The 20,568-nt window shown below is 59.0% G+C and carries 24 protein-coding genes and 1 pseudogene; 13 read left to right on the forward strand and 12 right to left on the reverse strand.

The genetic code is table 11. The features are described from left to right. Nucleotides 1-60 precede the first annotated feature (60 nt). The 6 genes from ACP7BO_RS19695 to lptM are packed head-to-tail and all read right to left on the reverse strand — an operon-like array spanning nucleotide 61 to nucleotide 4,623. Nucleotides 61-750 (reverse strand): HAD family hydrolase, encoded by a 690-nt coding sequence (locus tag ACP7BO_RS19695; protein ID WP_397455353.1) that lies wholly within the window; start codon nucleotides 748-750, stop codon nucleotides 61-63. Next, nucleotides 747-1,643, reverse strand: a complete 897-nt coding sequence (xerC, locus tag ACP7BO_RS19700; RefSeq protein WP_426212231.1) for a tyrosine recombinase XerC — start codon at nucleotides 1,641-1,643, stop codon at nucleotides 747-749. The genes ACP7BO_RS19695 and xerC overlap by 4 nt, the downstream gene beginning before the upstream one ends. Nucleotides 1,644-1,645: 2 nt before the next feature. Beyond that, the gene (locus ACP7BO_RS19705) at nucleotides 1,646-2,362 is read right to left on the reverse strand and encodes a DUF484 family protein (protein WP_397455350.1); all 717 of its coding nucleotides are present in this window, start codon (nucleotides 2,360-2,362) and stop codon (nucleotides 1,646-1,648) included. A gap of 13 nt (nucleotides 2,363-2,375) precedes the next feature. After that, nucleotides 2,376-3,206: a diaminopimelate epimerase gene (gene dapF, locus ACP7BO_RS19710; RefSeq protein ID WP_060696394.1), complete on the reverse strand. Its 831-nt coding sequence runs from the start codon at nucleotides 3,204-3,206 to the stop codon at nucleotides 2,376-2,378. 4 nt (nucleotides 3,207-3,210) lie between these two features. Beyond that, nucleotides 3,211-4,458 carry a diaminopimelate decarboxylase gene (gene lysA, locus ACP7BO_RS19715; protein ID WP_060696393.1) on the reverse strand — a complete coding sequence of 416 codons (1,248 nt, stop codon included), beginning with the start codon at nucleotides 4,456-4,458 and terminating at the stop codon, nucleotides 3,211-3,213. A 9-nt stretch (nucleotides 4,459-4,467) separates the two neighbouring features. Further along, the gene (gene lptM, locus ACP7BO_RS19720) at nucleotides 4,468-4,623 is read right to left on the reverse strand and encodes an LPS translocon maturation chaperone LptM (RefSeq protein WP_073509938.1); all 156 of its coding nucleotides are present in this window, start codon (nucleotides 4,621-4,623) and stop codon (nucleotides 4,468-4,470) included. Nucleotides 4,624-4,826: 203 nt separating this feature from the next. Here lptM and cyaY point away from each other — a divergent pair, with 203 nt between their 5' ends. From cyaY to rnk, 3 genes are all read left to right on the forward strand, one after another. Further along, nucleotides 4,827-5,159, forward strand: coding sequence for an iron donor protein CyaY (cyaY, locus tag ACP7BO_RS19725; protein WP_073509939.1), 333 nt, complete (start codon nucleotides 4,827-4,829; stop codon nucleotides 5,157-5,159). A gap of 2 nt (nucleotides 5,160-5,161) precedes the next feature. Then, nucleotides 5,162-5,386 (forward strand): DUF1289 domain-containing protein, encoded by a 225-nt coding sequence (locus ACP7BO_RS19730; protein ID WP_426212236.1) that lies wholly within the window; start codon nucleotides 5,162-5,164, stop codon nucleotides 5,384-5,386. Between the two features lie 143 nt (nucleotides 5,387-5,529). Next, nucleotides 5,530-5,943: a nucleoside diphosphate kinase regulator gene (rnk, locus tag ACP7BO_RS19735; protein ID WP_073509940.1), complete on the forward strand. Its 414-nt coding sequence runs from the start codon at nucleotides 5,530-5,532 to the stop codon at nucleotides 5,941-5,943. Between the two features lie 63 nt (nucleotides 5,944-6,006). Here rnk and ACP7BO_RS19740 read toward each other — a convergent pair. Next, nucleotides 6,007-7,275 (reverse strand): annotated as a pseudogene (locus tag ACP7BO_RS19740) (class I adenylate cyclase); the annotation flags it as partial. 179 nt (nucleotides 7,276-7,454) lie between these two features. Then, the gene (locus tag ACP7BO_RS19745; protein ID WP_060696390.1) at nucleotides 7,455-7,724 is read right to left on the reverse strand and encodes a TIGR02647 family protein; all 270 of its coding nucleotides are present in this window, start codon (nucleotides 7,722-7,724) and stop codon (nucleotides 7,455-7,457) included. Nucleotides 7,725-8,076: 352 nt separating this feature from the next. On the opposite strand from ACP7BO_RS19745, the gene oscA reads away from it, so the two are divergent. The 5 genes from oscA (at nucleotide 8,077) to ACP7BO_RS19770 (ending at nucleotide 12,121) form a co-directional block, all read left to right on the forward strand. Next, nucleotides 8,077-8,259, forward strand: a complete 183-nt coding sequence (oscA, locus tag ACP7BO_RS19750) for a sulfur starvation response protein OscA (RefSeq protein ID WP_055104802.1) — start codon at nucleotides 8,077-8,079, stop codon at nucleotides 8,257-8,259. Nucleotides 8,260-8,327: 68 nt separating this feature from the next. Beyond that, complete coding sequence (locus ACP7BO_RS19755; RefSeq protein WP_397455348.1) at nucleotides 8,328-9,341, forward strand: sulfate ABC transporter substrate-binding protein; 1,014 nt, start codon at nucleotides 8,328-8,330, stop codon at nucleotides 9,339-9,341. A gap of 91 nt (nucleotides 9,342-9,432) precedes the next feature. Further along, nucleotides 9,433-10,251 carry a sulfate ABC transporter permease subunit CysT gene (gene cysT / locus ACP7BO_RS19760; protein ID WP_426212239.1) on the forward strand — a complete coding sequence of 273 codons (819 nt, stop codon included), beginning with the start codon at nucleotides 9,433-9,435 and terminating at the stop codon, nucleotides 10,249-10,251. Nucleotides 10,252-10,264: 13 nt separating this feature from the next. Then, on the forward strand, nucleotides 10,265-11,137 hold the full coding sequence (gene cysW / locus ACP7BO_RS19765) for a sulfate ABC transporter permease subunit CysW (RefSeq protein WP_060696387.1): 873 nt from the start codon (nucleotides 10,265-10,267) through the stop codon (nucleotides 11,135-11,137). 3 nt (nucleotides 11,138-11,140) lie between these two features. Then, nucleotides 11,141-12,121: a sulfate/molybdate ABC transporter ATP-binding protein gene (locus ACP7BO_RS19770; protein ID WP_397455346.1), complete on the forward strand. Its 981-nt coding sequence runs from the start codon at nucleotides 11,141-11,143 to the stop codon at nucleotides 12,119-12,121. A 45-nt stretch (nucleotides 12,122-12,166) separates the two neighbouring features. Here ACP7BO_RS19770 and ACP7BO_RS19775 read toward each other — a convergent pair whose 3' ends face one another. After that, the gene (locus ACP7BO_RS19775) at nucleotides 12,167-12,448 is read right to left on the reverse strand and encodes a YheV family putative zinc ribbon protein (RefSeq protein ID WP_060696385.1); all 282 of its coding nucleotides are present in this window, start codon (nucleotides 12,446-12,448) and stop codon (nucleotides 12,167-12,169) included. Continuing rightward, a complete protein-coding gene (gene prlC, locus ACP7BO_RS19780; protein ID WP_426212242.1) occupies nucleotides 12,445-14,496 on the reverse strand; it encodes an oligopeptidase A in 2,052 nt (683 codons plus the stop codon). Before prlC ends, ACP7BO_RS19775 begins: the two co-directional genes overlap by 4 nt. Nucleotides 14,497-14,597: 101 nt before the next feature. Here prlC and ACP7BO_RS19785 point away from each other — a divergent pair, with 101 nt between their 5' ends. Together ACP7BO_RS19785 and ACP7BO_RS19790 are read left to right on the forward strand one after the other, a co-directional pair. Continuing rightward, nucleotides 14,598-15,146 carry a gamma carbonic anhydrase family protein gene (locus tag ACP7BO_RS19785; RefSeq protein WP_426212244.1) on the forward strand — a complete coding sequence of 183 codons (549 nt, stop codon included), beginning with the start codon at nucleotides 14,598-14,600 and terminating at the stop codon, nucleotides 15,144-15,146. Nucleotides 15,147-15,168: 22 nt separating this feature from the next. Then, a complete protein-coding gene (locus ACP7BO_RS19790; RefSeq protein WP_426212246.1) occupies nucleotides 15,169-15,816 on the forward strand; it encodes an HAD family hydrolase in 648 nt (215 codons plus the stop codon). 65 nt (nucleotides 15,817-15,881) lie between these two features. On the opposite strand, the gene ACP7BO_RS19795 is transcribed toward ACP7BO_RS19790, so the two are convergent. Further along, on the reverse strand, nucleotides 15,882-16,361 hold the full coding sequence (locus ACP7BO_RS19795; protein ID WP_397455341.1) for a DUF962 domain-containing protein: 480 nt from the start codon (nucleotides 16,359-16,361) through the stop codon (nucleotides 15,882-15,884). Nucleotides 16,362-16,515: 154 nt separating this feature from the next. Between ACP7BO_RS19795 and ACP7BO_RS19800 the strand changes: the two genes are divergently transcribed. From ACP7BO_RS19800 to ACP7BO_RS19810, 3 genes are all read left to right on the forward strand, one after another. Continuing rightward, entirely contained in the window at nucleotides 16,516-17,097 is a 582-nt protein-coding gene (locus ACP7BO_RS19800; RefSeq protein ID WP_397455340.1) for an alpha/beta hydrolase, read from the forward strand. Between the two features lie 50 nt (nucleotides 17,098-17,147). Further along, on the forward strand, nucleotides 17,148-18,041 hold the full coding sequence (locus ACP7BO_RS19805) for a sigma 54-interacting transcriptional regulator (RefSeq protein ID WP_426212249.1): 894 nt from the start codon (nucleotides 17,148-17,150) through the stop codon (nucleotides 18,039-18,041). Nucleotides 18,042-18,432: 391 nt separating this feature from the next. After that, on the forward strand, nucleotides 18,433-19,215 hold the full coding sequence (locus ACP7BO_RS19810; RefSeq protein ID WP_060696377.1) for a MetQ/NlpA family ABC transporter substrate-binding protein: 783 nt from the start codon (nucleotides 18,433-18,435) through the stop codon (nucleotides 19,213-19,215). Between the two features lie 52 nt (nucleotides 19,216-19,267). Here ACP7BO_RS19810 and ACP7BO_RS19815 read toward each other — a convergent pair whose 3' ends face one another. Continuing rightward, nucleotides 19,268-20,434 (reverse strand): AAA family ATPase, encoded by a 1,167-nt coding sequence (locus tag ACP7BO_RS19815; RefSeq protein ID WP_426212252.1) that lies wholly within the window; start codon nucleotides 20,432-20,434, stop codon nucleotides 19,268-19,270. Nucleotides 20,435-20,568 lie beyond the last annotated feature (134 nt).

The following is a 20,568-nucleotide window of genomic DNA, read 5'->3' on the forward strand; positions in this document are numbered from 1 at the left end:
TTTTTGTGGGTGGCATCCGTGCCTCGTCAGCGGCTACAAAACGAGTTACGACACGCAGGGTTATAAGTGTTTCAACACGGCCGGCAACTCGCTCAAGCAGCCGATCTCGGCATCCGGCGCCTTGTCGCCCTCCCAATGCTTGCCACCCGGGTTGAACCAGATCGCGCGCATGCCCGCCTGCTGGGCTCCGGCAATATCATCACCCGGGTGATCGCCCACATGCACAGCCGCCGCAGGCGAGATATTGCCTCCACGCACCAATGCCTCGTGGAACAGGCGCGCATCCGGCTTGGCAATACCGATATCTTCGGCGCACAGCACAAACTTGAAGTGATGCCCCAGGCCGATGCGCCGCACATCGGCGTTGCCATTGGTCACCACGCCCAGGTCGTAATCCAGGGCCAGTGCGATCAGTGCCGGCTCTGCCTGCGGGAACAGCTGCAGGGCATGCCGAGCGTCGATGAACACCTCAAACGCCTCGTCAGCCAGCGTTGCAGCATTCATGTAACCGGCGCCCTGCAGGGCATGGAATAACACCCGCCGGCGCAGTGCACTGATCCGGTGGCGCAATTGCGGCTCGTCGTTCAACACCTGCTGGCGTAGCGCCTGAAATGCCGAAGCATCCAGCGCGCCCACTTTTGGTGCATTGGCAATCAGCCATTCGCGCAACACGGTTTCAGCACTGACAATCACCGGCGCGGTATCCCACAGGGTGTCGTCGAGGTCGAAGGTAATCAACTCAATCGTCATTCACTGCCCTTACTGCGTTTGGCCCGGGGATGGGCGCTGTCATAGACCGTTGCCAGATGCTGGAAATCCAGATGGGTATAGATTTGAGTGGTTTTGATGTCGGCATGCCCGAGCAACTCTTGCACGGCGCGCAAGTCCTGAGAGGATTCCAGCAAATGGCTGGCAAATGAGTGACGCAACATGTGCGGATGCAGGTTTTGTCCCAATTCGCGCTCGCCGGCGGCCTTGACCCGCAACTGGATGGCACGCGGTCCAAGACGTCTGCCGCGCTGACTGACGAACACCGCATCATCCTCCGGGTTGGCCAGCGCCCGTAGTGCCAGCCACGCCTGCAAAGCTTCACGGGCCTTTTTGCCCACCGGCAGCACGCGGGTCTTGCTGCCCTTGCCGAGTACTTCTACCAGACCGTCTGCCATGTCGAGCTGATCCAGGTTGAGCCCGGTCAGTTCTGACAGGCGCAGCCCCGACGAATAAAAAAGCTCCAGGATGGCCTGATCGCGCAGGGCCAAAAAATCCTCTTCAACCCCGCCCTCAAGTAATTGCAGAGCGCGGTCGGTGTCGAGGGTTTTGGGCAGGCGACGCTCACCTTTAGGTGGCGCCAGGCCATTGGCCGGGTCGTGATCGCACAGGCCTTCGCGATTCAGATAGTGATACAGCCCGCGCACGGCCGACAACAAGCGGGCAATGCTGCGTGAAGACTGGCCTTGCTGATGCAGGCGCGACACCAACTGGCGCAGGCGCTGGATATCCAGCGCGGTCCAGGTGGCAATTGATTCTTTGCTGCAAAACGCCAGCACCTTGTTCAGGTCACGGCGGTAGGCTTCAAGCGTATGGGGCGACACCTGACGCTCACTGCGCAGGTGAGTGCAGTAAGCATCCAGTTGTCGCTCCATGACTAACGTACCGAACGCAGGGCGTTGGTAAAGCGCGGCAATACCCGGCCCAATACTTCAGCGATATAGCTCAGAAACAGCGTGCCTACCGAACTTTTGTAGTGCTGCGGATCGCGGCTGGCGATAGCCAGCACGCCATGCAACCCCAGATGATTGAGCGCCACCAGGGCGGTCGAACCAATCTGTTTGCGCTGTTCTTCGCCAAACAAGAAGTCCAGCTCGTGTTCGCGCAAGCTGCCACTGACGGCTTTGCCTTCAGTCAGCAGGCCGCCCAGGGCACGCTGAGCATCTGCGCTGCTGACCCAACGGCCAACGGGCATGGGGTTGTCGCCAAACAGCACCAGGCTGACGAAGGGCACCTGAAAGTCCTGACGCAAGCTGTCTTCGACTGCAATCACCAGCTCTTCAAGGCTGGTGGCATCCATCAACGCAAGGTTCAGCCGACGGGTTTTTTCGAACAGCCGGTCATTGTCGCGGGCGACGTCCATTAACTGCGACAAACGATGACGCATCTCGATATTACGGCCACGCAACAGCTCCAACTGACGCTCTACCAGCGAAATCGTATCGCCGCGCTGGTGAGGAATACGCAGCGAGAGCAGCAACTCCTCACGCTGGCTGAAGAAGTCCGGGTGGGCTTGCAGATAGGTTGCAACCGTCGCCGCCTCCGGGGTTTGAGCAGGCAGTTCGAGATCTGAAGTCTGTGGCTTGTCGGTCATCGTTTGCGCTCACTCATAAACGGACTTGTCCTTCGTAAACACGCATCGCCGGGCCGGTCATGATCACCGAATGGCCTGGACCTGCCCACTCGATGGACAGGCGTCCGCCGGGCAAATCCAGAATCAACGGCGAGTCCATCCAGCCCTGACTGATCGCCGCTACGGCCGCGGCACAGGCACCGGTACCGCAGGCCTGGGTTTCCCCGGCACCACGCTCCCAGACCCGCAGTTGCCCGCGCTGGCGATCTATCACGTGCAAAAAGCCGACATTGACCCGCGCCGGAAAGCGCGGGTGATGTTCAATTTTTGGCCCCAGTTCATGCACCGGTGCAGCATTGATATCGTCGACGCGCAGCACCGCATGCGGGTTGCCCATCGAGACGGCTGCCACGTCAACACGCTGGCCGTCGACATCCAGTTCGTAGCTCAACGCCTGGGCGTCAGCAATGAACGGAATCTCTTCCGGGACCAGCCGCGGTGGGCCCATGTCAACACTGATCTGCCCATCGCTGCGCACATTCAGTTCGATGATGCCGCCTTTGGTTTCGACCTTGAACTGGCGCTTGGTGGTCAAACGCTTGTCGAGCACAAAGCGCGCGAAGCAGCGCGCACCGTTGCCGCACTGCTCAACTTCGGAGCCGTCGGCGTTGAAGATCCGATAGCGGAAGTCCACCTCCGGATTGCTGGGTGCTTCAACTAGCAACAGTTGATCGAAACCGACGCCGGTGTGCCGGTCACCCCATTGCTTGGCATGCTTGGGCAAAATATGCGCGTGCTGGCTGACCAGGTCGAGAACCATGAAGTCATTGCCCAGGCCGTGCATTTTAGTAAAACGCAGCAACATGGGATTACTCCGGCAGCAGGCTTTCGCCGGCAAACAACTCGGCTACAGTCTCGCGGCGGCGAACTTCAAACGCCTGATCACCATCCACCAGAATCTCGGCGGCGCGACCACGGGTGTTGTAGTTCGAGCTCATTACAAAACCGTATGCGCCGGCTGAATGCACCGCCAGCAAATCACCCTCGGCCAACGCCAGCTGGCGATCTTTGGCCAGGAAGTCGCCGGTTTCGCAGATCGGCCCCACGATGTCGTAAGCACGGGCCTGAGTGTCACGCGGGCGAACCGCTGTCACGTCCATCCAGGCCTGGTACAGCGCCGGGCGAATCAGGTCGTTCATGGCCGCATCGACGATGGCAAAGTCTTTGTGCTCGGTGTGCTTGAGGTACTCAACCTGAGTCAAGAGCACGCCCGCGTTGGCCACAATAAACCGGCCCGGCTCAAATACCAGCGCCAGGTCACGACCGTCGATGCGCTCGCGCACGGCCTTGATGTAATCACCGGCCAGCGGCGGCTCTTCATCGCGGTAACGCACGCCCAGGCCACCACCGAGGTCGATGTGACGCAGATAGATGCCGCAATCGCCCAGGCGATCAACCAGCGCCAGCAGGCGGTCGAGGGCATCGATGAAAGGTTCGAGGGTGGTCAGTTGCGAACCGATATGGCAATCGACACCCACCACTTCGAGGTTCGGCAACTGGGCGGCACGGATGTACACATCTTCGGCATCGGCAATGGCGATGCCGAACTTGTTTTCCTTGAGGCCCGTGGAGATATACGGGTGCGTGCCCGCATCGACGTCCGGGTTGACCCGCAGCGAAATCGGCGCACGAACGCCCAGCTCGGCGGCCACCACTTGCAGGCGCTCCAGCTCGTCGGTGGATTCGACGTTGAAACAGTGAACGCCCACTTCGAGGGCGCGACGCATGTCGTCGCGGGTCTTGCCGACACCGGAAAACACGATCTTGTCTGCCGAGCCGCCAGCGGCCAGTACACGCTCAAGCTCACCACGGGACACGATGTCGAAACCGGCGCCCAGACGCGCCAGGACATTGAGCACACCCAGGTTGGAGTTGGCCTTGACCGCAAAGCACACCAGGTGCGGCATGCCGTCCAGTGCATCGGCAAAAGCGTTGTATTGCGCCTCGATGTGCGCCCGGGAATAAACGTAGGTCGGAGTGCCAAAGCGCTCGGCAATGGCCGTCAGCGCAACACCTTCGGCGAACAGCTCGCCGTCCCGATAGTTAAAAGCGTCCATGGTGTTCCCTTATTGGTGCTTGTGCGCTTGCGATTGCGACGATTTCGCCTGGTCGGCGGGGTTTTGACTGTCATCGGGCAGATACAGCGGACCTTTTTGACCACAGGCAGAAACAAGGCAGGCGACCGCGACGAGCGCAGCAATAGAAGAGATCAGGCGCTTCATGGCGAAATCCTTTGAAAAGCATTAATTGCGCCCGAGTATACCGAGCACCTACCAGCTTGCCTATGCAGCAGACAGCTCGAGCAGGGGCGCCTGTGCGGATAATCAGTGGTCGCTGGCCAGGCACTGTCTTAGGGTTTGCAATCGGCCTGGAGCGCCCGTATCTTGCGAGTTCCGAGCATGACTAGACATTACGAGGTTCCACCATGAGTTTGACTGAAGCCCGTTTTCACGATCTGGTCGATGCCACCCAGGAAAATCTGGAAGACATCTTCGGCGACTGTGATCTGGACGTAGATGTAGAAAATTCCGCCGGAATCCTGACGGTCAAGTTTGAGAATGGCAAAGCCCTGATCTTCAGCCGCCAGGCACCCGCGCTTCAGCTCTGGCTCGCCGCTCCCAATGGCGGATTCCACTTTGACTACGATGAAAAGCGCAGTTCGTGGAAGTGCGATAAAAGCGACGAGTTACTCAGCGAAATGGTCCAGCGCCTGACAAAGGAACACGCAGGCGCCGAGCTGGAATTTGAAGAGATCTGATTGTGACTGCTCCTGCTAAACCCGCTAAACCCGCTAAACCCCTGTACAGCAATATCAGTCCGGCAGTGCCGTCTCCATGTATCAGCACTTGCCGGCTGGATGAACACAAAGTTTGTCTGGGCTGCTTTCGTCACGTTGAAGATATTCGCGAGTGGCGCTCGGCAGACGACCAGCGGCGTAGGGTAATTTGCGAACAGGCCCGGCAACGCCGCATGCCAGGCCACTGATCCGCATCGTTGTCGCTGGCTTGTGTATTTATTTTGCTGTGGTAGTGTCGGGGTTCGCCTCGCACTAACGAGGTTCGTCAAAACCCCGCCATTTTCCGGCGGGGTTTTGCTTTTTTGTGCAGAAAAAAGGAGTCTGCCAGGTCATGAGCACCCCAACCCCACTCATCCTCACCCGCCTGGACGTTCAACGTCTTGAGCAACTCATCGACAGCCTGCCGGATACAACGCCTGGCATTGAGGCTTTGCAAGCTGAACTCGATCGCGCCGAAACCATCGTCGGCCACGAAGAAGTGCCTGCAGGTGTTGTGACCATGAACTCGCGTGTGCATTGCCGCGAAGAAAGCAGTGGCAAGGATTACCGACTGACCCTGGTTTACCCCAAGGACGCCAACGCTGACGAAGGCAAAATTTCGATTCTGGCCCCCGTCGGCAGCGCTCTGCTGGGGCTACAAGTGGGTCAGCACATAAACTGGCCGGCGCCGGGTGGCAAAACCCTCAAGCTCGAACTGCTCGAAGTGGAATACCAGCCAAAAGCCCCTGCCGACTTTAACGCTTAAGCATCCTGATACAACGTTGGGTGGCGCTAGGCCTGGCGGCGCTACCCTGCTGCGTTACATCACGGCTGCTTGCTCAATACAGGCGAAGCGGCTCAGAAACCGATAACTGACACTCAGTTCTCGAGCCAGCGCCAGACGCTCATGGCAGGCCTGCTCGACCTGCCACTGCGAGCGATTGTCGAGCGACGCCAACAGGCACTCATCCCAGCCCCACTCTTTAGTCAGGCGCTCAAGCAACTGGCGCTGCCACGGCACCCCCCGCTGAGCGGCGCTGCCAGTAAGGTTGCAATTAACCTTCAGGTACAGACTGCGCCGCACCAGCTCCAGGCGGCGCAGGTCACCACAGGCTTTCAGGTAATGTTCGATGCGCCGGTACACCACGACATAAGGGTCCAGCTCATCGAGATTCAACTGATCGGCGTACACCGCTTGCTTGAACCCCAGGCTCAGGCAGTGCACTTGCGGGTGCTCGCTGGCATACACCTCAATCAGCAACAGTTTGAGCAGCGACTTGTAGGGCGAATCAATACCCTTGAACAATTGCCATAGCCCGGCGCCCAGAAATTCGCCGGACGGAATGTGCGCCAGGTGCCCCAGATCAATGACCTCGCCGGCACCTATCAAGCCTTTATTTAACAACGCACGGGCAAATTCATCGTGCCGGGCTTCTTCATTGACCGGCACCCACCACCACAGCGGCGTGCGCCCTGCTAGCCAGATGGCGGTGCGATAAAACTCATCGAGCAACAAATTGTGCTGCGTCGTGCAGCTATTGCCCGGGTACAGCTGAACATCACGTTCACCCCGGGCAAATCGTTGCGCGTCGATCAAATAGAAGTGCGCTTCGCTGCCCTGGCTCGCCGCCCACAACTCCAGGCGGCGGCATTTACTGCGCAATGCCTGCAACGCAGGCTCGCCCAGATACGGATCATGACAAATCCAGACATCCATATCGCTTTGATCGGTTTGGGCCAGTGTGCCCAGGCTGCCCATCAAAAATAGCCCGTGAATGGACTGTGGTTGTTGTGAACAGGGCTTGAAAGAGAAATCGCCAACCAGATGCCGTGCAATGGCGAGCGTGGATACATCGGGCTCATAGCCTGACACTCCGGCGGGGGTGCAATCCGTCACATAGCCGGGCATCAATGGGTGGTTCACGTGAAAGAACAGTGGCAACAGGCTTAATAAAGACTGCTGACGAGGTGCCAGACCCTCCATCGCACGTGCCAGCCGTCCTTGATTGACGGCCATGAATCGCCCACGCAATCGATTGAGAGTCTGTCGGTCGACTCCCTCATAGACGGCGTAATGCATTTCAGGATGGCGCGTCATTTCACACTCGAACCGGCTCGCTAGGTGAGAAAGAGGAGGGGGAGCACAAGAAGGGAGTTTACAGCCAGCCAGAAGAAAGGCTTAGGCGAATACGTTTATTGACGTCAGATTTTTTACGCGGGTTAGCAGTGTGCCCGCGGAATCATGAATCTTCCTGATCCCGAGGGCGCGGCGTGGCTTCAGGCAAGTTCTGCTATGGGTACGGCTACAAAAGGCTTGGTGGTCAGAATCGTCAACAGTGTTTGCACATTTTCAACTGCATCACGTCCCAGGCTCGTGAGGTAGCCACCATCGGGCTGAGTAATCAGATCTTTTTCATGAAGACGCTTGGCAGCGGCAACCAGCGTTTTATCCGCGGTTTGATGGACTTTCAAACCCTCCTGGGAACTGTCCAGACTAAATTGTGCGAGGACTTCCAGTTCGGCAACCAACTCAGGGGTAAACGACATAAGGACTCCAGACTATGCAGGAAAAGACGACTTCGGCTCTAAGGTGATCGCACTCTCGCTGGCTGTCCAGTGATAGTTCCCACCTTTATAAAGCAGCGTGTCGCACCTGCCCCGCGTCGACGCGCAGGCGAGGCTCTGGGAGTGTAGTCCGGGTCGCCATTTGCGCCCGGGCAAATCCAGTCTCTGCAAGAACCCACCTGCTCGCGCCTGCAATTATTTGGGGCATTCCGGGGGAAATGACTTTTCAGTTATATAAGCATTCTTAAATAGTATTTTTAAGAATATCCCCGCCTCACTACTATTGCCCTCACGCCAACATCCCTATCGGCATTCCATCTTTCAGGAGCACACCATGAGCGCATCTCTGCGTAGCGTTGACGGTCAGGACGAAGCCACCATTCTGCGGGAAATCCAGAGCGCGCTTCGAGACCTGCGCTTTGGTGCTGTGGAAATCACGGTGCACAACGCTCAAGTGGTTCAAATCGAACGTAAAGAGAAATTCCGTTTGCAGAACCCCGGTCAGAAAAATAACTGAATCGTTAGACGCGCACTCGCCTGAGTGCGTTTATAAAAACTAAAAATGTAAGCTTTGGAGCCTCACCTATGTCCCTACGCCGTTACGCTTTGGCCGCGCTGGCCAGTGCCATTTTTGCTGGCTCCGCTGTAGCCAAAGATTACGAACTGCTCAACGTTTCCTACGACCCGACCCGTGAGCTGTACCAGGATTACAACGCTGAATTCACCAATTTCTGGAAAGCCGCCCATCCTGGCGACAACGTCAAAATCCAACAATCCCACGGTGGCTCGGGCAAACAGGCACGTGGCGTAATCGACGGCCTGCGCGCTGACGTCGTAACCCTGGCCCTGGCCGGTGACATCGACGAAATCGCCAAACTCAACAAGGGCTCGCTACCGGAAAACTGGCAAACCCGCCTGCCGGACGCCAGCACCCCGTACACCTCGACCATCGTGTTCCTGGTGCGCAAGGGCAACCCTAAAGGGATCAAGGACTGGAACGACCTGACCAAAGACGGCGTTTCGGTGATTACCCCAAACCCTAAAACCAGCGGCGGCGCACGCTGGAACTTCCTGGCTGCCTACGCGTATGGCCTTAAAGCCAACGGTGGCGACGAGGAAAAAGCCAAGCAATACCTCAAAACACTGTTCAAGCACGTACCGGTTCTGGATACCGGCGCACGCGGCTCGACCATCACGTTCGTCAACAACGGTCAGGGTGACGTGCTGTTGGCGTGGGAAAACGAAGCCTTCCTGGCCCTGAAAGAAGACGGCGGCGCCGACAAATTCGACATCGTCGTACCGTCATTGTCGATTCTGGCCGAACCGCCAGTGGCCGTAGTCGACAAAAACGCAGACAAAAAAGGCAACGCCGAGATCGCCAAAGCGTACCTCGAGCACCTGTACAGCCCGGCGGGTCAAGAAATAGCCGCGAAGAACTTCTACCGTCCCCGTGACGAAAAAGTCGCGGCCAAATACGCAGCGCAGTTTCCGAAACTGGATCTTGTGACTATCGACAAAGACTTCGGCGGCTGGAAAACTGCGCAGCCGAAATTTTTCAATGACGGTGGCGTGTTCGACCAGATCTACCAGGCGCAATAACCTGTGGGAGCGGGGCATTTAGCCTCGCTTAAAAGCTAGAACATCAAGCCCGCAATTGGTTGCGGGCTTCGTGCGTTAACCAAGGACTTTTATGTCGCGTCGTATCTCCCCCGTCATACCCGGCTTCGGGCTGACGCTGGGTTACACCTTGGTGTACCTCAGCCTCATCGTGCTTATTCCTCTGGCGGCGATGTTTGTACATGCCGCCCAACTGACCTGGGACCAGTTCTGGGCCATCATCACCGCCCCAAGAGTACTGGCTGCACTGCAGCTGAGCTTTGGTACCGCCTTTTTTGCCGCCATTATCAACGGCGTGATCGGTACCGTACTGGCCTGGGTGCTGGTGCGTTATACCTTCCCCGGACGCAAGATCATCGATGCCATGATCGACCTGCCATTTGCCTTGCCGACCGCAGTGGCGGGCATTGCACTGACCGCGCTGTATGCCCCCAATGGCTGGATCGGCCAGTTCGCCGCCGACCTGGGCTTCAAAATCGCCTACACCCCGATGGGTATCACCCTGGCACTGACCTTCGTCACCCTGCCGTTTGTGGTCCGCACCGTGCAGCCCGTGCTGGCGGACATCCCGCGTGAAATCGAAGAAGCCGCCGCCTGCCTGGGCGCCAAGCCGCTGCAAGTGTTCCGCTACATTCTGGTGCCGGCCTTGTTGCCCGCCTGGTTGACCGGTTTCGCCCTGGCCTTCGCCCGCGGCGTCGGTGAGTACGGCTCGGTGATTTTCATCGCCGGCAACATGCCGTTCAAAACTGAAATCCTGCCGTTGCTGATCATGGTCAAGCTGGATCAATACGACTACACCGGCGCCACTGCCATTGGCGTAATGATGCTGGTGGTTTCCTTCATTTTGCTGCTGGTGATCAACTTGATCCAGCGGCGCATCGAAAAACCGTGAAGGAGGCCTGACCATGTCCAACTCAACACTGAGCGCCTCATCCGTAGCCAACGCCGCCCGCCGTGGCAGCCCGCTGTCGCGACGCCTGCTGATCGGCTTCGGCTGGCTGTTTTTCACCCTGTTCCTGTTGCTGCCACTGCTGATCGTGGTGTCCCAGGGTTTGAAAATGGGAGTCGGCACGTTCCTCGACGCCATCCTCGAACCCGACGCCCTGTCAGCCCTCAAGCTGACCATCATTGCCGTGGTGATTTCGGTACCGCTGAACGTGGTATTCGGCGTCAGCGCGGCCTGGTGCGTGAGCAAATACAGCTTCCGCGGCAAAAGCATTCTGGTCACCCTGATTGACCTGCCGTTCTCGGTATCACCGGTCATCGCCGGTCTGGTCTACGTGCTGATGTTCGGCGCCCAGGGCTTCTTCGGCCCATGGCTGCAAGACCACGACATCCAGATCGTCTTCGCGCTGCCCGGTATCGTGCTGGCGACCATCTTCGTCACCGTGCCCTTCGTGGCCCGTGAGCTGATCCCGCTGATGCAGGAGCAGGGCACTCAAGAGGAAGAAGCCGCACGCCTGCTGGGCGCCAATGGCTGGCAGATGTTCTGGCATGTGACCGTGCCCAATATCAAATGGGGCCTGATCTACGGTGTGGTGCTGTGTACTGCACGGGCGATGGGCGAGTTTGGCGCGGTGTCGGTGGTATCCGGGCACATTCGCGGGGTGACCAACACCCTGCCGCTGCACGTCGAGATCCTCTACAACGAGTACAACCACGTTGCCGCCTTCGCTGTGGCCACCCTGTTGCTGATCCTGGCGCTCTTCATCCTGCTGCTCAAGCAGTGGAGCGAATCCCGTATTAACCGCCTGCGCGCCAGCGCCGCGGAGGAATAAACCATGTCGATCGAAGTCCGTAACGTCAGCAAGAACTTCAATGCCTTCAAGGCCCTGAACAGCATCAATCTGGACATCCATAGCGGCGAACTGGTGGCCTTGCTCGGCCCTTCCGGCTGCGGCAAAACCACCTTGCTGCGCATCATCGCCGGCCTGGAAACCCCGGACGAAGGCAGCATCGTGTTCCACGGTGAAGATGTCTCCGGCCACGATGTGCGCGATCGCAACGTCGGTTTCGTGTTCCAGCATTACGCCTTGTTCCGCCACATGACGGTGTTCGACAACGTCGCCTTCGGCCTGCGCATGAAGCCGAAAAAAGAACGCCCGAGCGAAACCCGCATCGCCGAAAAAGTCCACGAACTGCTGAACATGGTGCAACTGGACTGGTTGTCCGACCGGTACCCGGAGCAGTTGTCCGGCGGTCAGCGCCAGCGTATCGCCCTGGCCCGCGCCCTGGCGGTGGAACCCAAGGTGCTGTTGCTGGACGAACCGTTCGGCGCGCTTGATGCCAAGGTCCGTAAAGAGCTGCGCCGCTGGTTGGCGCGCCTGCACGAAGACATCAACCTGACTTCGGTATTCGTGACCCACGACCAGGAAGAAGCGATGGAAGTCGCCGACCGTATCGTGGTCATGAACAAGGGCGTGATCGAACAGATCGGCTCACCGGGCGACGTTTACGAAAACCCGGCCAGCGACTTCGTGTACCACTTCCTGGGCGACTCCAACCGTCTGCACATCGGTGAAGACCAGCACCTGCTGTTCCGTCCGCACGAAGTGTCGCTGTCGCGTCACGAACTCGAAGACCATCATGGCGCCGAGGTACGCGACATTCGCCCGTTGGGTGCGACCACCCGGGTGACGTTGAAGGTTGAGGGGCAAAGCGAGCTGATCGAAGTTGAAGTGGTCAAGGACCACGACAGCCTGACCGATCTGGCCCGTGGCCAGACGTTGTTCTTCAAGCCGAAGGTATGGCAGAAGGGCTAACCACCAACACCCGCAGGAGCGAGCTTGCTCGCTCCTGCGGGTTTTTTATTGCGGTTTTTTCAGCTTAGGATTCGGAAAAAACTGTACCGCCTGAACCTTGGGGTCCGGGGCTTTTTTCAGGGCTGAAACATTCACCCGCGTGCCCAATTCCTTGGGCACCGACAGGCCTTGTTCATTCAACGTGTCCGAGTAACCGCAGGCCACGCATTCGCGGTGCGGCACTTCATCTTCGTTCCACATCATCAACTTGTCAGGCTCGCTGCACGCCGGGCAGACAGCCCCGGCGATAAAGCGTTTTTTGGTCACGTTCACCGGTGCATCACTCATGCTGCCGCGTCCTCGGTCAGACCGCTGTGACGCAGCAACGCGTCAATCGAAGGCTCACGGCCACGGAAGTCCTTGAACAACTCCATCGGTGCCAGCGAACCGCCCCGGGCCAGAATGGCCTGACGGAAAGCCTTGCCGGTGTGCGGGTTGAACACGCCTTCTTCTTCAAAGCGCGAGAACGCATCCGCCGACAACACTTCAGCCCATTTGTAGCTGTAATAACCCGCCGCGTAACCGCCGGCAAAGATATGCGCGAAGCTGTTCGGGAAGCGGTTGTAGGCCGGTGGACGCATGACCGAGACCTCGTCGCGGATGCCGTCCAGCACCTGCGCCACGCTGCGGCCATCGCCGTGGGTGGCGTGCAGTTCGAAGTCGAACAGCGAGAATTCCAGCTGACGAACCATCATCAGCCCGGACTGGAAGTTCTTGGCCGCGAGCATCTTGTCCAGCAGGTCCTTGGGCAGGGCTTCAGCGGTTTCGTAGTGACCGGAAATCAGCGCCAGGCCTTCAGGCTCCCAGCACCAGTTCTCCATGAACTGGCTCGGCAGCTCGACCGCATCCCACGCCACGCCGTTGATGCCGGATACGCCCGCATGTTCGATCTCGGTCAGCATGTGGTGCAGGCCGTGGCCGAACTCGTGGAACAGGGTGGTGACTTCATCGTGGGTCAGCAGCGCAGGCTTGCCCGCAACTGCCGGGGTGAAGTTGCACACCAGATTGGCCACCGGGTTTTGCAGGGTGCCGGCAGCGGTGCGGCGACGATCACGGGCGCCGTCCATCCATGCGCCGCCACGCTTGTTGGCGCGGGCATAGAGGTCAAAGAAGAAACGCCCGATGTGCTGGCCGTTTTCCTTGATTTCGAACAGGCGAACGTCCGGGTGCCAGGTGTCAAAGCCCTTGATTTCAGCAATTTCGATGCCGTACAGCTTCTGCACAATGGCAAACAGGCCGCCCAGTACCTTGTCGATCGGGAAGTAAACCCGCAGCGCTTCCTGGGACACGCTGTAACGCTGCTCACGCAACTTCTCACCATAGAACCCGCTGTCCCAGCTTTTCAGCTCCGGGCAGCCCTGCTCGGCAGCGTAGGCTTGCAGCTGCTCCAGGTCGCGGGCAGCAAAGGGTTTGCTGCGCTTGGCAAGGTCGCGCAGGAAGGTCAGTACCTGATCCGGGGTTTCAGCCATTTTGGTGGCCAGGCTCAGCTCGGCAAAGCTGGCAAAACCCAGGAGCCCGGCCAGTTCCTGACGCAGGTCGAGGATTTCTTCCATCACCGGACCGTTGTCGAACTTGCCGGCATTCGGGCCCTGGTCCGAGGCGCGGGTGCAGTACGCGGCGTAGACTTCTTCGCGCAGGGCGCGGTCTTCGGCGTAGGTCATGACCGGGAAGTAGCTCGGGAACTCCAGGCTGATCAGCCAGCCATCAAGGCCTTTGGCCTGTGCGGCTGCCGCCATTTGCGCCTTGGCCGACTCAGTCAGGCCCGCCAGTGCAGCTTCGTCGGTGATGTGCTTGGTCCAGGCCTGGGTCGCATCCAGCAGCTGGTTGGAAAACTTGCTGCCAAGTTCCGACAGCTTGCTCTGCACTTCGGCGTAGCGCTTTTGCTCGGCTGGCGGCAGATCAATGCCCGACAGACGGAAATCACGCAGCGAGTGCTCGAGAATGGTTTTTTGTGCCTGATCGAAATCGGCGACTTGCGGGCTATGGGCCAGGGCTTCGAAGGCCTGGAACAGCTCGCGGTTCTGGCCCATCTCGGTCGAATAGGCGCTCAATGCAGGCAAACAGGCCTCGTAGGCTTCGCGCAGCTCGGCACTGTTGCACACCGCATTCAGGTGGCTGACCGGGCTCCAGGCGGCGCCCAGCCTGTCGTTCAACTCATCCATCGCCAATACCAGGCCGGCCCAGGTCGGCTTCTGACCCTGGTCGGCGAGGATTTTTTTAATGCCGGCGCGGTTGTCGGCGAGGATCTGCTCGATGGCCGGCTGTACGTGCTCAGGACGGATCGCCGAGAACGGCGGCAGGTCGTAGGGCTGCAAAAGAGGGTTGTTCTCGCTCACGTTAAGCACCTTAGCTGGGGAAACATCGAGCCATCTTAATTACAATCGCCGCACTGCGCAGCAATCAGCCCCGCTATCACTGCTAAAGAAGGAAGCTATTTGTGTCCATTCGTCCGTTCCAGCAGCACACACCGACTTTGGGCGAGCGCGCCTTTGTCGATCGTTCGGCGGTAGTGATCGGCGATGTCGAGATTGGCGCCGACAGTTCTGTCTGGCCGCTGACCGTCATCCGCGGTGACATGCACCGCATCCGCATCGGCGCGCGAACCAGCGTGCAGGACGGCTGCGTGCTGCACATCACCCACGCCGGGCCCTTTAATCCGGACGGTTTCCCGCTGTTGATCGGCGATGACGTCACCATCGCCCACAAAGTCATGTTGCATGGCTGTACCGTGGGCAGCCGCATTCTGATCGGCATGGGCAGCATCGTCATGGACGGCGCCGTCATTGAAGACCAGGTGATCGTCGGCGCAGGCAGTCTAGTCCCCCCCGGCAAGCGTCTTGCCAGCGGCTTTCTGTATGTCGGCAGCCCGGTCAGGCAAGTACGCGCGCTGAATGAAAAAGAGCAGGCCTTCTTCACCTACAGCGCCGGCAACTACGTAAAACTCAAAGACCAGCACTTGGCCGAAGGCTACGACCTGCCAGTTTAAGCTCACTATTTTGGAGCCCTGCATGCACTACCAAAACGTTTTGTTCGACCTCGACGGCACCCTGACGGACCCGCGTGAGGGCATCACCCGCTCGATCCAGTTTGGCCTGAGCAAAATGGGGATTGATGAACCCGACCTGACCAGCCTCGAACACTTTATCGGCCCGCCCTTGCTGCAACAGTTCATGGCCACCTATGGCTTTGACGAGGCGCAGGCGTGGGAAGCAATGGGCTTCTACCGCGAGCGTTTTGCGGTGACCGGCCTGTATGAAAATCACGTCTTCGACGGCGTGCCACAGCTGCTGGAAGAGCTGCAAGGACAGGGGCGCCAGCTGTTTATCGCGACGTCCAAACCCCACGTCTATGCGCGGGAAATCGCCCGGCATTTTGATTTCGCCAAACACTTCAAGGTGATCTACGGCAGCGAACTGGACGGCACCCGCACCAACAAGGTCGAGCTGATTGCCCATTTGATGCAGGAACAAGGGCTGGACCCGGCGCAGACCCTGATGATCGGCGACCGCAAGCACGACCTGATCGGTGCCCGCGACAACGGGATGGACGCGGCAGCCGTGGGCTATGGCTTTGGCAGTTTTGAAGAGCTGAACTCGTTCGCGCCCAAATACCACTTTGAGACGCTGGCACAGCTGCATCAGGCGTTCAAAAGCTGACTAAAGTCTGTGGGAGCTGGCTTGCCAGCGATGCAGCCATCGCCAGCAAGCTGGCTCCCACAAAATCAGACCTGCCGCGCCTCGATCTCGCGCTGCAAATCCCCGCGCCAACCCAGCAAAAAGGCCAGCTCCACCACCACAAACAGCGGCCCCACGATCAGCCCGGTCACGTCATCGATAAACGCCGGTTTGCGCCCTTCGTAGTAATGCCCGACAAACTGAATCGCCCAGCCGACAACAAACAAGCCGACTCCCCAGCCCAGCCACGCCCCCGTACTCAGCGCCGCCAGGGTGTGCCCGAACCATACGGCCAGGCCCAATAACAGTGTCATCAACAGCCCCAGTCGCCGCTCAAGGCGCAGATAAAACACAGCGCTGGCCAGCATCACCAGCATGGCGGGCGAAACGCCTGCCCACTGCGGCCGCGACAACAACACCGCAACAGCCATCACGATCAACGGGATACCGATGAAATGGCTGACGATATTGCGCGGGTCACGGTGGTAGGCGGCGTATTGGCTTAGGTGGTCGACCAGGCTTTTCATGGCGGCAGCTCTTGGAGTGGACGATGCGCTGAGTTTAGCGCACAGCCAGAAATGATTTTTTGGTTATTAATAAATAGCTTCTTATTCCTTAGCGAATCTAAAAACCGTCCCTATACTGACTCGGTAACACACATACCGCTGGAGACGCACACCCATGGGCAACGAATCGATACGCTATTTGATAGTGCCGGGCTGGCAAGGTTCGTCCGACGATCATTGGCAAACCCACTGGCAAAACAGCTTACCGAACAGTACCCGGGTGGAGCAGGACGACTGGCTGACACCGCGTCGTGAAGACTGGATCGCAGCCCTGGCCGAAGCAATTGCCGCCGACAGCACCCCGGTGATTCTGATTGCCCATAGCCTGGGATGCATCACGGTTGCGCACTGGGCCGAGCGCGCCCCGTCCAGCTTGCTGAACCAGGTGCGAGGCGCCTTGCTGGTGGCCCCGGCCGATGTCGAACGCCCGGCTTGCGCCCCGGCCTTACGTAACTTTGCACCGATTCCAGACCAGCCGTTGCCGTTTCCAAGCCAGATTGTCAGCTCCGATAACGATTCTGCAGTCAGCGCGCCCCGGGCCATGGAGTTCGCCCGCCAGTGGGGTGCCAAGATCGGGATCATCAGCGGAGCCGGGCATATCAACGTCAAATCCGGTCACCAGCGCTGGGAACAGGGGTTCGCCTTTTTGTATCGCCTGCAAACCCGCATCGAGCAAGGCGCCCTGCGCCGCGCATGAATTTTTTGTAACGCCCGCGCCCACCCATCGGCGGCGGGCGGGAGCCAGCCATGAGCCTGCATGAAACCTTTGGTCAGCCGCTGCTGACCTTTCCCGACGCTGAAAAAAGCCCACTGAGCATTCGCGCCAAAGCGCTGGTATTCGTTGATCCGCGCTCGCGTCAGCTTCGCAACGACCTTGAACAGCTGGCACCGCGCGCGTTGCCGGTACTGATTCGTGGCGAAACCGGCAGCGGCAAGGAGTTGCTCGCCCGCCACATCCACCGCGCCAGTGATCGCACCGGGCTGTTCGTATCGGTGAACTGCGGGGCAATCAGCCCCACCTATGCCGACGCAGAGTTGTTCGGTTACGCCCCGGGTGCGCACAACAGCTCGGCCAGCAGCCGTGCCGGATGGTTCGGCTCGGCCAATGGCGGGACGTTGTATCTGGACGAAATCGGCGACTTGCCGCTGGCCATTCAAGTCAAGCTGCTGGCAGCCCTGGAAACCCACGAAGTCACTCGCGTGGGCGCCCACCAACCGAGCCCGGTCGACGTGCGGCTGGTGGCGGCCACCAGCATTGATCTGGCGCAGGCGGTGAGTGCCGGCAAGTTCCACGAACGGCTGTATCACTACCTCAGCGAAGGCCGCCTGGATTTGCCGGCCTTGCGCGAACGGCCCGGGGATATCTTGTCGCTGGCCGAATATTTTTTGGGCATATACAGCCAGCGTTTGAACCTGCCCGTGCCATTTATCAGCGACAGCGCGCAACGTGTGCTGGAGCGCCACAGCTGGCCGGGCAACACCCGGGAGCTGGAGAACGTGATCCACTTTGCGCTGCTGGTCAGTACCGGGGAAGAGATCCAGCCCGAGCATTTGAACCTGCCCGACACGCTGAGCCAGATTGAGCGGTTTATCAAAGGCGCAACGGCCCAGGAGCTGGCAGCCCTCAAACAGTTACTGTAATTGCGTAGCGATCGTAAACCCCGCGCTCCCGGTTTACCTGAAGCACCGCGATACCTGATTTTGCGCTGGCTGCGCACCGTACAGGTTTGCCGCGATCTGTAGCAGCTGAGGAGCGCAGCGAGGCTGCGATCGATTGCGTAGCGATCGTAAATCCAACGCTCCCGGTTTACCTGAAGCACCGCGATACCTGATTTTGCGCTGGCTGCGCCACCGATCGCAGCCTCGCGCTGCTCGTCAGCGACTACAGGTTTGCCGCAACACGCACAAGCGAACTAAATGGCATAAGAAGCTGAATAAATATTATTGTTCGGGAATAAAGAAACTCGGTATTGTCCGTTGCGTCTTCACATAAAAACCGTCATCCGAACGGTCACACACTTAAGGGCATTGCATGAAAAAGGTTCTGTTGTTTACCGCATTGGCGGCTGCTTTGACTGCAGGCCTGGCACAGGCTGGCGAGAAACTGGTGGTTGCCGCAACCCCGGTACCCCACGCCGAAATCCTTGAGCTGATTAAACCGACCCTGGCCAAAGAAGGCGTGGATCTGGAAATCAAAGTGTTCACCGATTATGTGCAACCGAACGTGCAGGTCGCCGAGAAGCACCTGGATGCCAACTACTTCCAGACCCTGCCGTACCTTGAAAGCTTCAACAAAGGTAAAGGCACCAATCTGGTAACCGTAATCGGTGTTCACGTTGAACCGTTCGGCGGCTACTCGAAAAAAATCAAAAACCTGTCCGAGCTGAAAGACGGCGCAACCATCGCCATCCCGAACGAAGGCAGCAACAGTGGCCGTGCCCTGATCCTGCTGCAGAAGGCCGGTCTGATCGAACTCAAAGACCCGACCAATGCTGTGTCCACCCCCAAAGACATCGCCAAGAACCCGCACAACTTCAAGTTCAAAGAGCTTGAATCGGCGCTGCTGCCACGGGTGCTGGACCAGGTTGACCTGGACATGATCAACACCAACTACGCGCTGGAAGCGGGCCTGAACCCGGCTACCGACGCACTGGTCATTGAGGGCTCCGATTCACCGTACGTGAACTTCCTGGTAGCCCGTCCTGACAACAAGAACAGCGACGCCATCCAGAAGCTGGCCAAAGCCCTGACCAGCCCTGAAGTGAAAGCGTTCATTGAACAGAAATACAAAGGTGCGGTAGTCCCTGCGTTCTAACCAGCGCTCGCCCCACTGAAAACGCCGACGGCTTTTAAAGCGTCGGCGTTTTTTATTTGTCCGCCCAATGCCAGGCGGGCTGATCCAGCATTCGCTGGCCAACCACCGCCGTCTGGCCGAGGTTTTTTTCCAGCACGATGCAGTTGCATTCCAGATCCTGCTGCAACGCTGCGATCAGTCGCCGGGCGTGGGACACCACCCAGACTTGCGACTGTTGCGAAGCACCAATGATCAATCGCGCCAGGGCCGGCAGCAGATCGGGGTGCAGGCTGGTCTCGGGCTCGTTCAGCACCATCATGGTGGGCGGGCGCGGGGTGAGCAGGGCGGCGATCAGCAGCAGGTAGCGCAAGGTTCCGTCTGACAGCTCGGCGGCCGACAGCGGCCGTAACAGGCCCTCTTGGTAGAACTCGATGGCAAACCGCCCGCCGGGCACAAATTTTATGTTCAACCGCGCACCGGGAAAGGCATCGCTGATTGCCGAGTGCAGCGCTTGGGGGTCACCGATCTCAATGATGGTTTGCAATGCCGCAGCAAGGTCACGCCCGTCGTGATGCAGCACCGGGGTGCGGGTGCCCAGTTGGGGCTGGCGCACTGGCGACTCGGGGTCGGTGCGAAAGTGATCATAAAACCGCCAGCCACGAATGGACTCACGCAGCTGCAAGACTTCCGGCGAGGCATGCAAACTGCCGACCTGATCAAACAGGCTGTCGAAGACCGGCGTGTGTTGCACCAGCACCTCCCAGCGGCGGCCATTACGGGCGCGGATCATCGGGCCTTTGCGCTCGACCAGTTCGCTGGCCGGGCGATAAAACGGCCCCGACCAAATACTCTCGTGTTTGATTTGTGGGTCGAGGTTGAACAACGACGTCTCATCGGTCGGTGGTAGACCCATGGCGATTGCATAGCTGAAGTCATCGGCGGCGAAGCCCAGGCGCAAGCGCTTCACTCCCCCGGGGACGCTGCTGTTGATATCGGCCTCGCCGAGTTGCATGCGCCGTGAAATCACCTCTGGCCCGGCCCAGAACGTTGATTCCAGACCACCCTCACGGGCTACGGCATTGATCACCCCGCCCCGGGCGGTTTCGGCCAATAAACGCAAGGCACGGTAAAGATTCGATTTGCCACTACCATTGGGGCCGGTAATCAGATTAAGTCTGGCCAGGGGCACCACCAAATGGTTGATGGAGCGGTAGTTGGCCACCGCCAGGGTGGTGAGCATGGGTGACCTCGATGAAATGGCTGCAGTCGGCTCCCACAATGGGCAAGCAGGCGGCACATAGAGTCCCACAGACCCTGAACCCTGTTCTACGCTGTCTGTCGTATCCGGATGTAAAACAGCATCACGCAAAGGAG

The organism is Pseudomonas sp. TWR2-1-1 (assembly GCF_049897045.1).
Taxonomy (GTDB): Bacteria; Pseudomonadota; Gammaproteobacteria; order Pseudomonadales; family Pseudomonadaceae; genus Aquipseudomonas; species Aquipseudomonas versuta.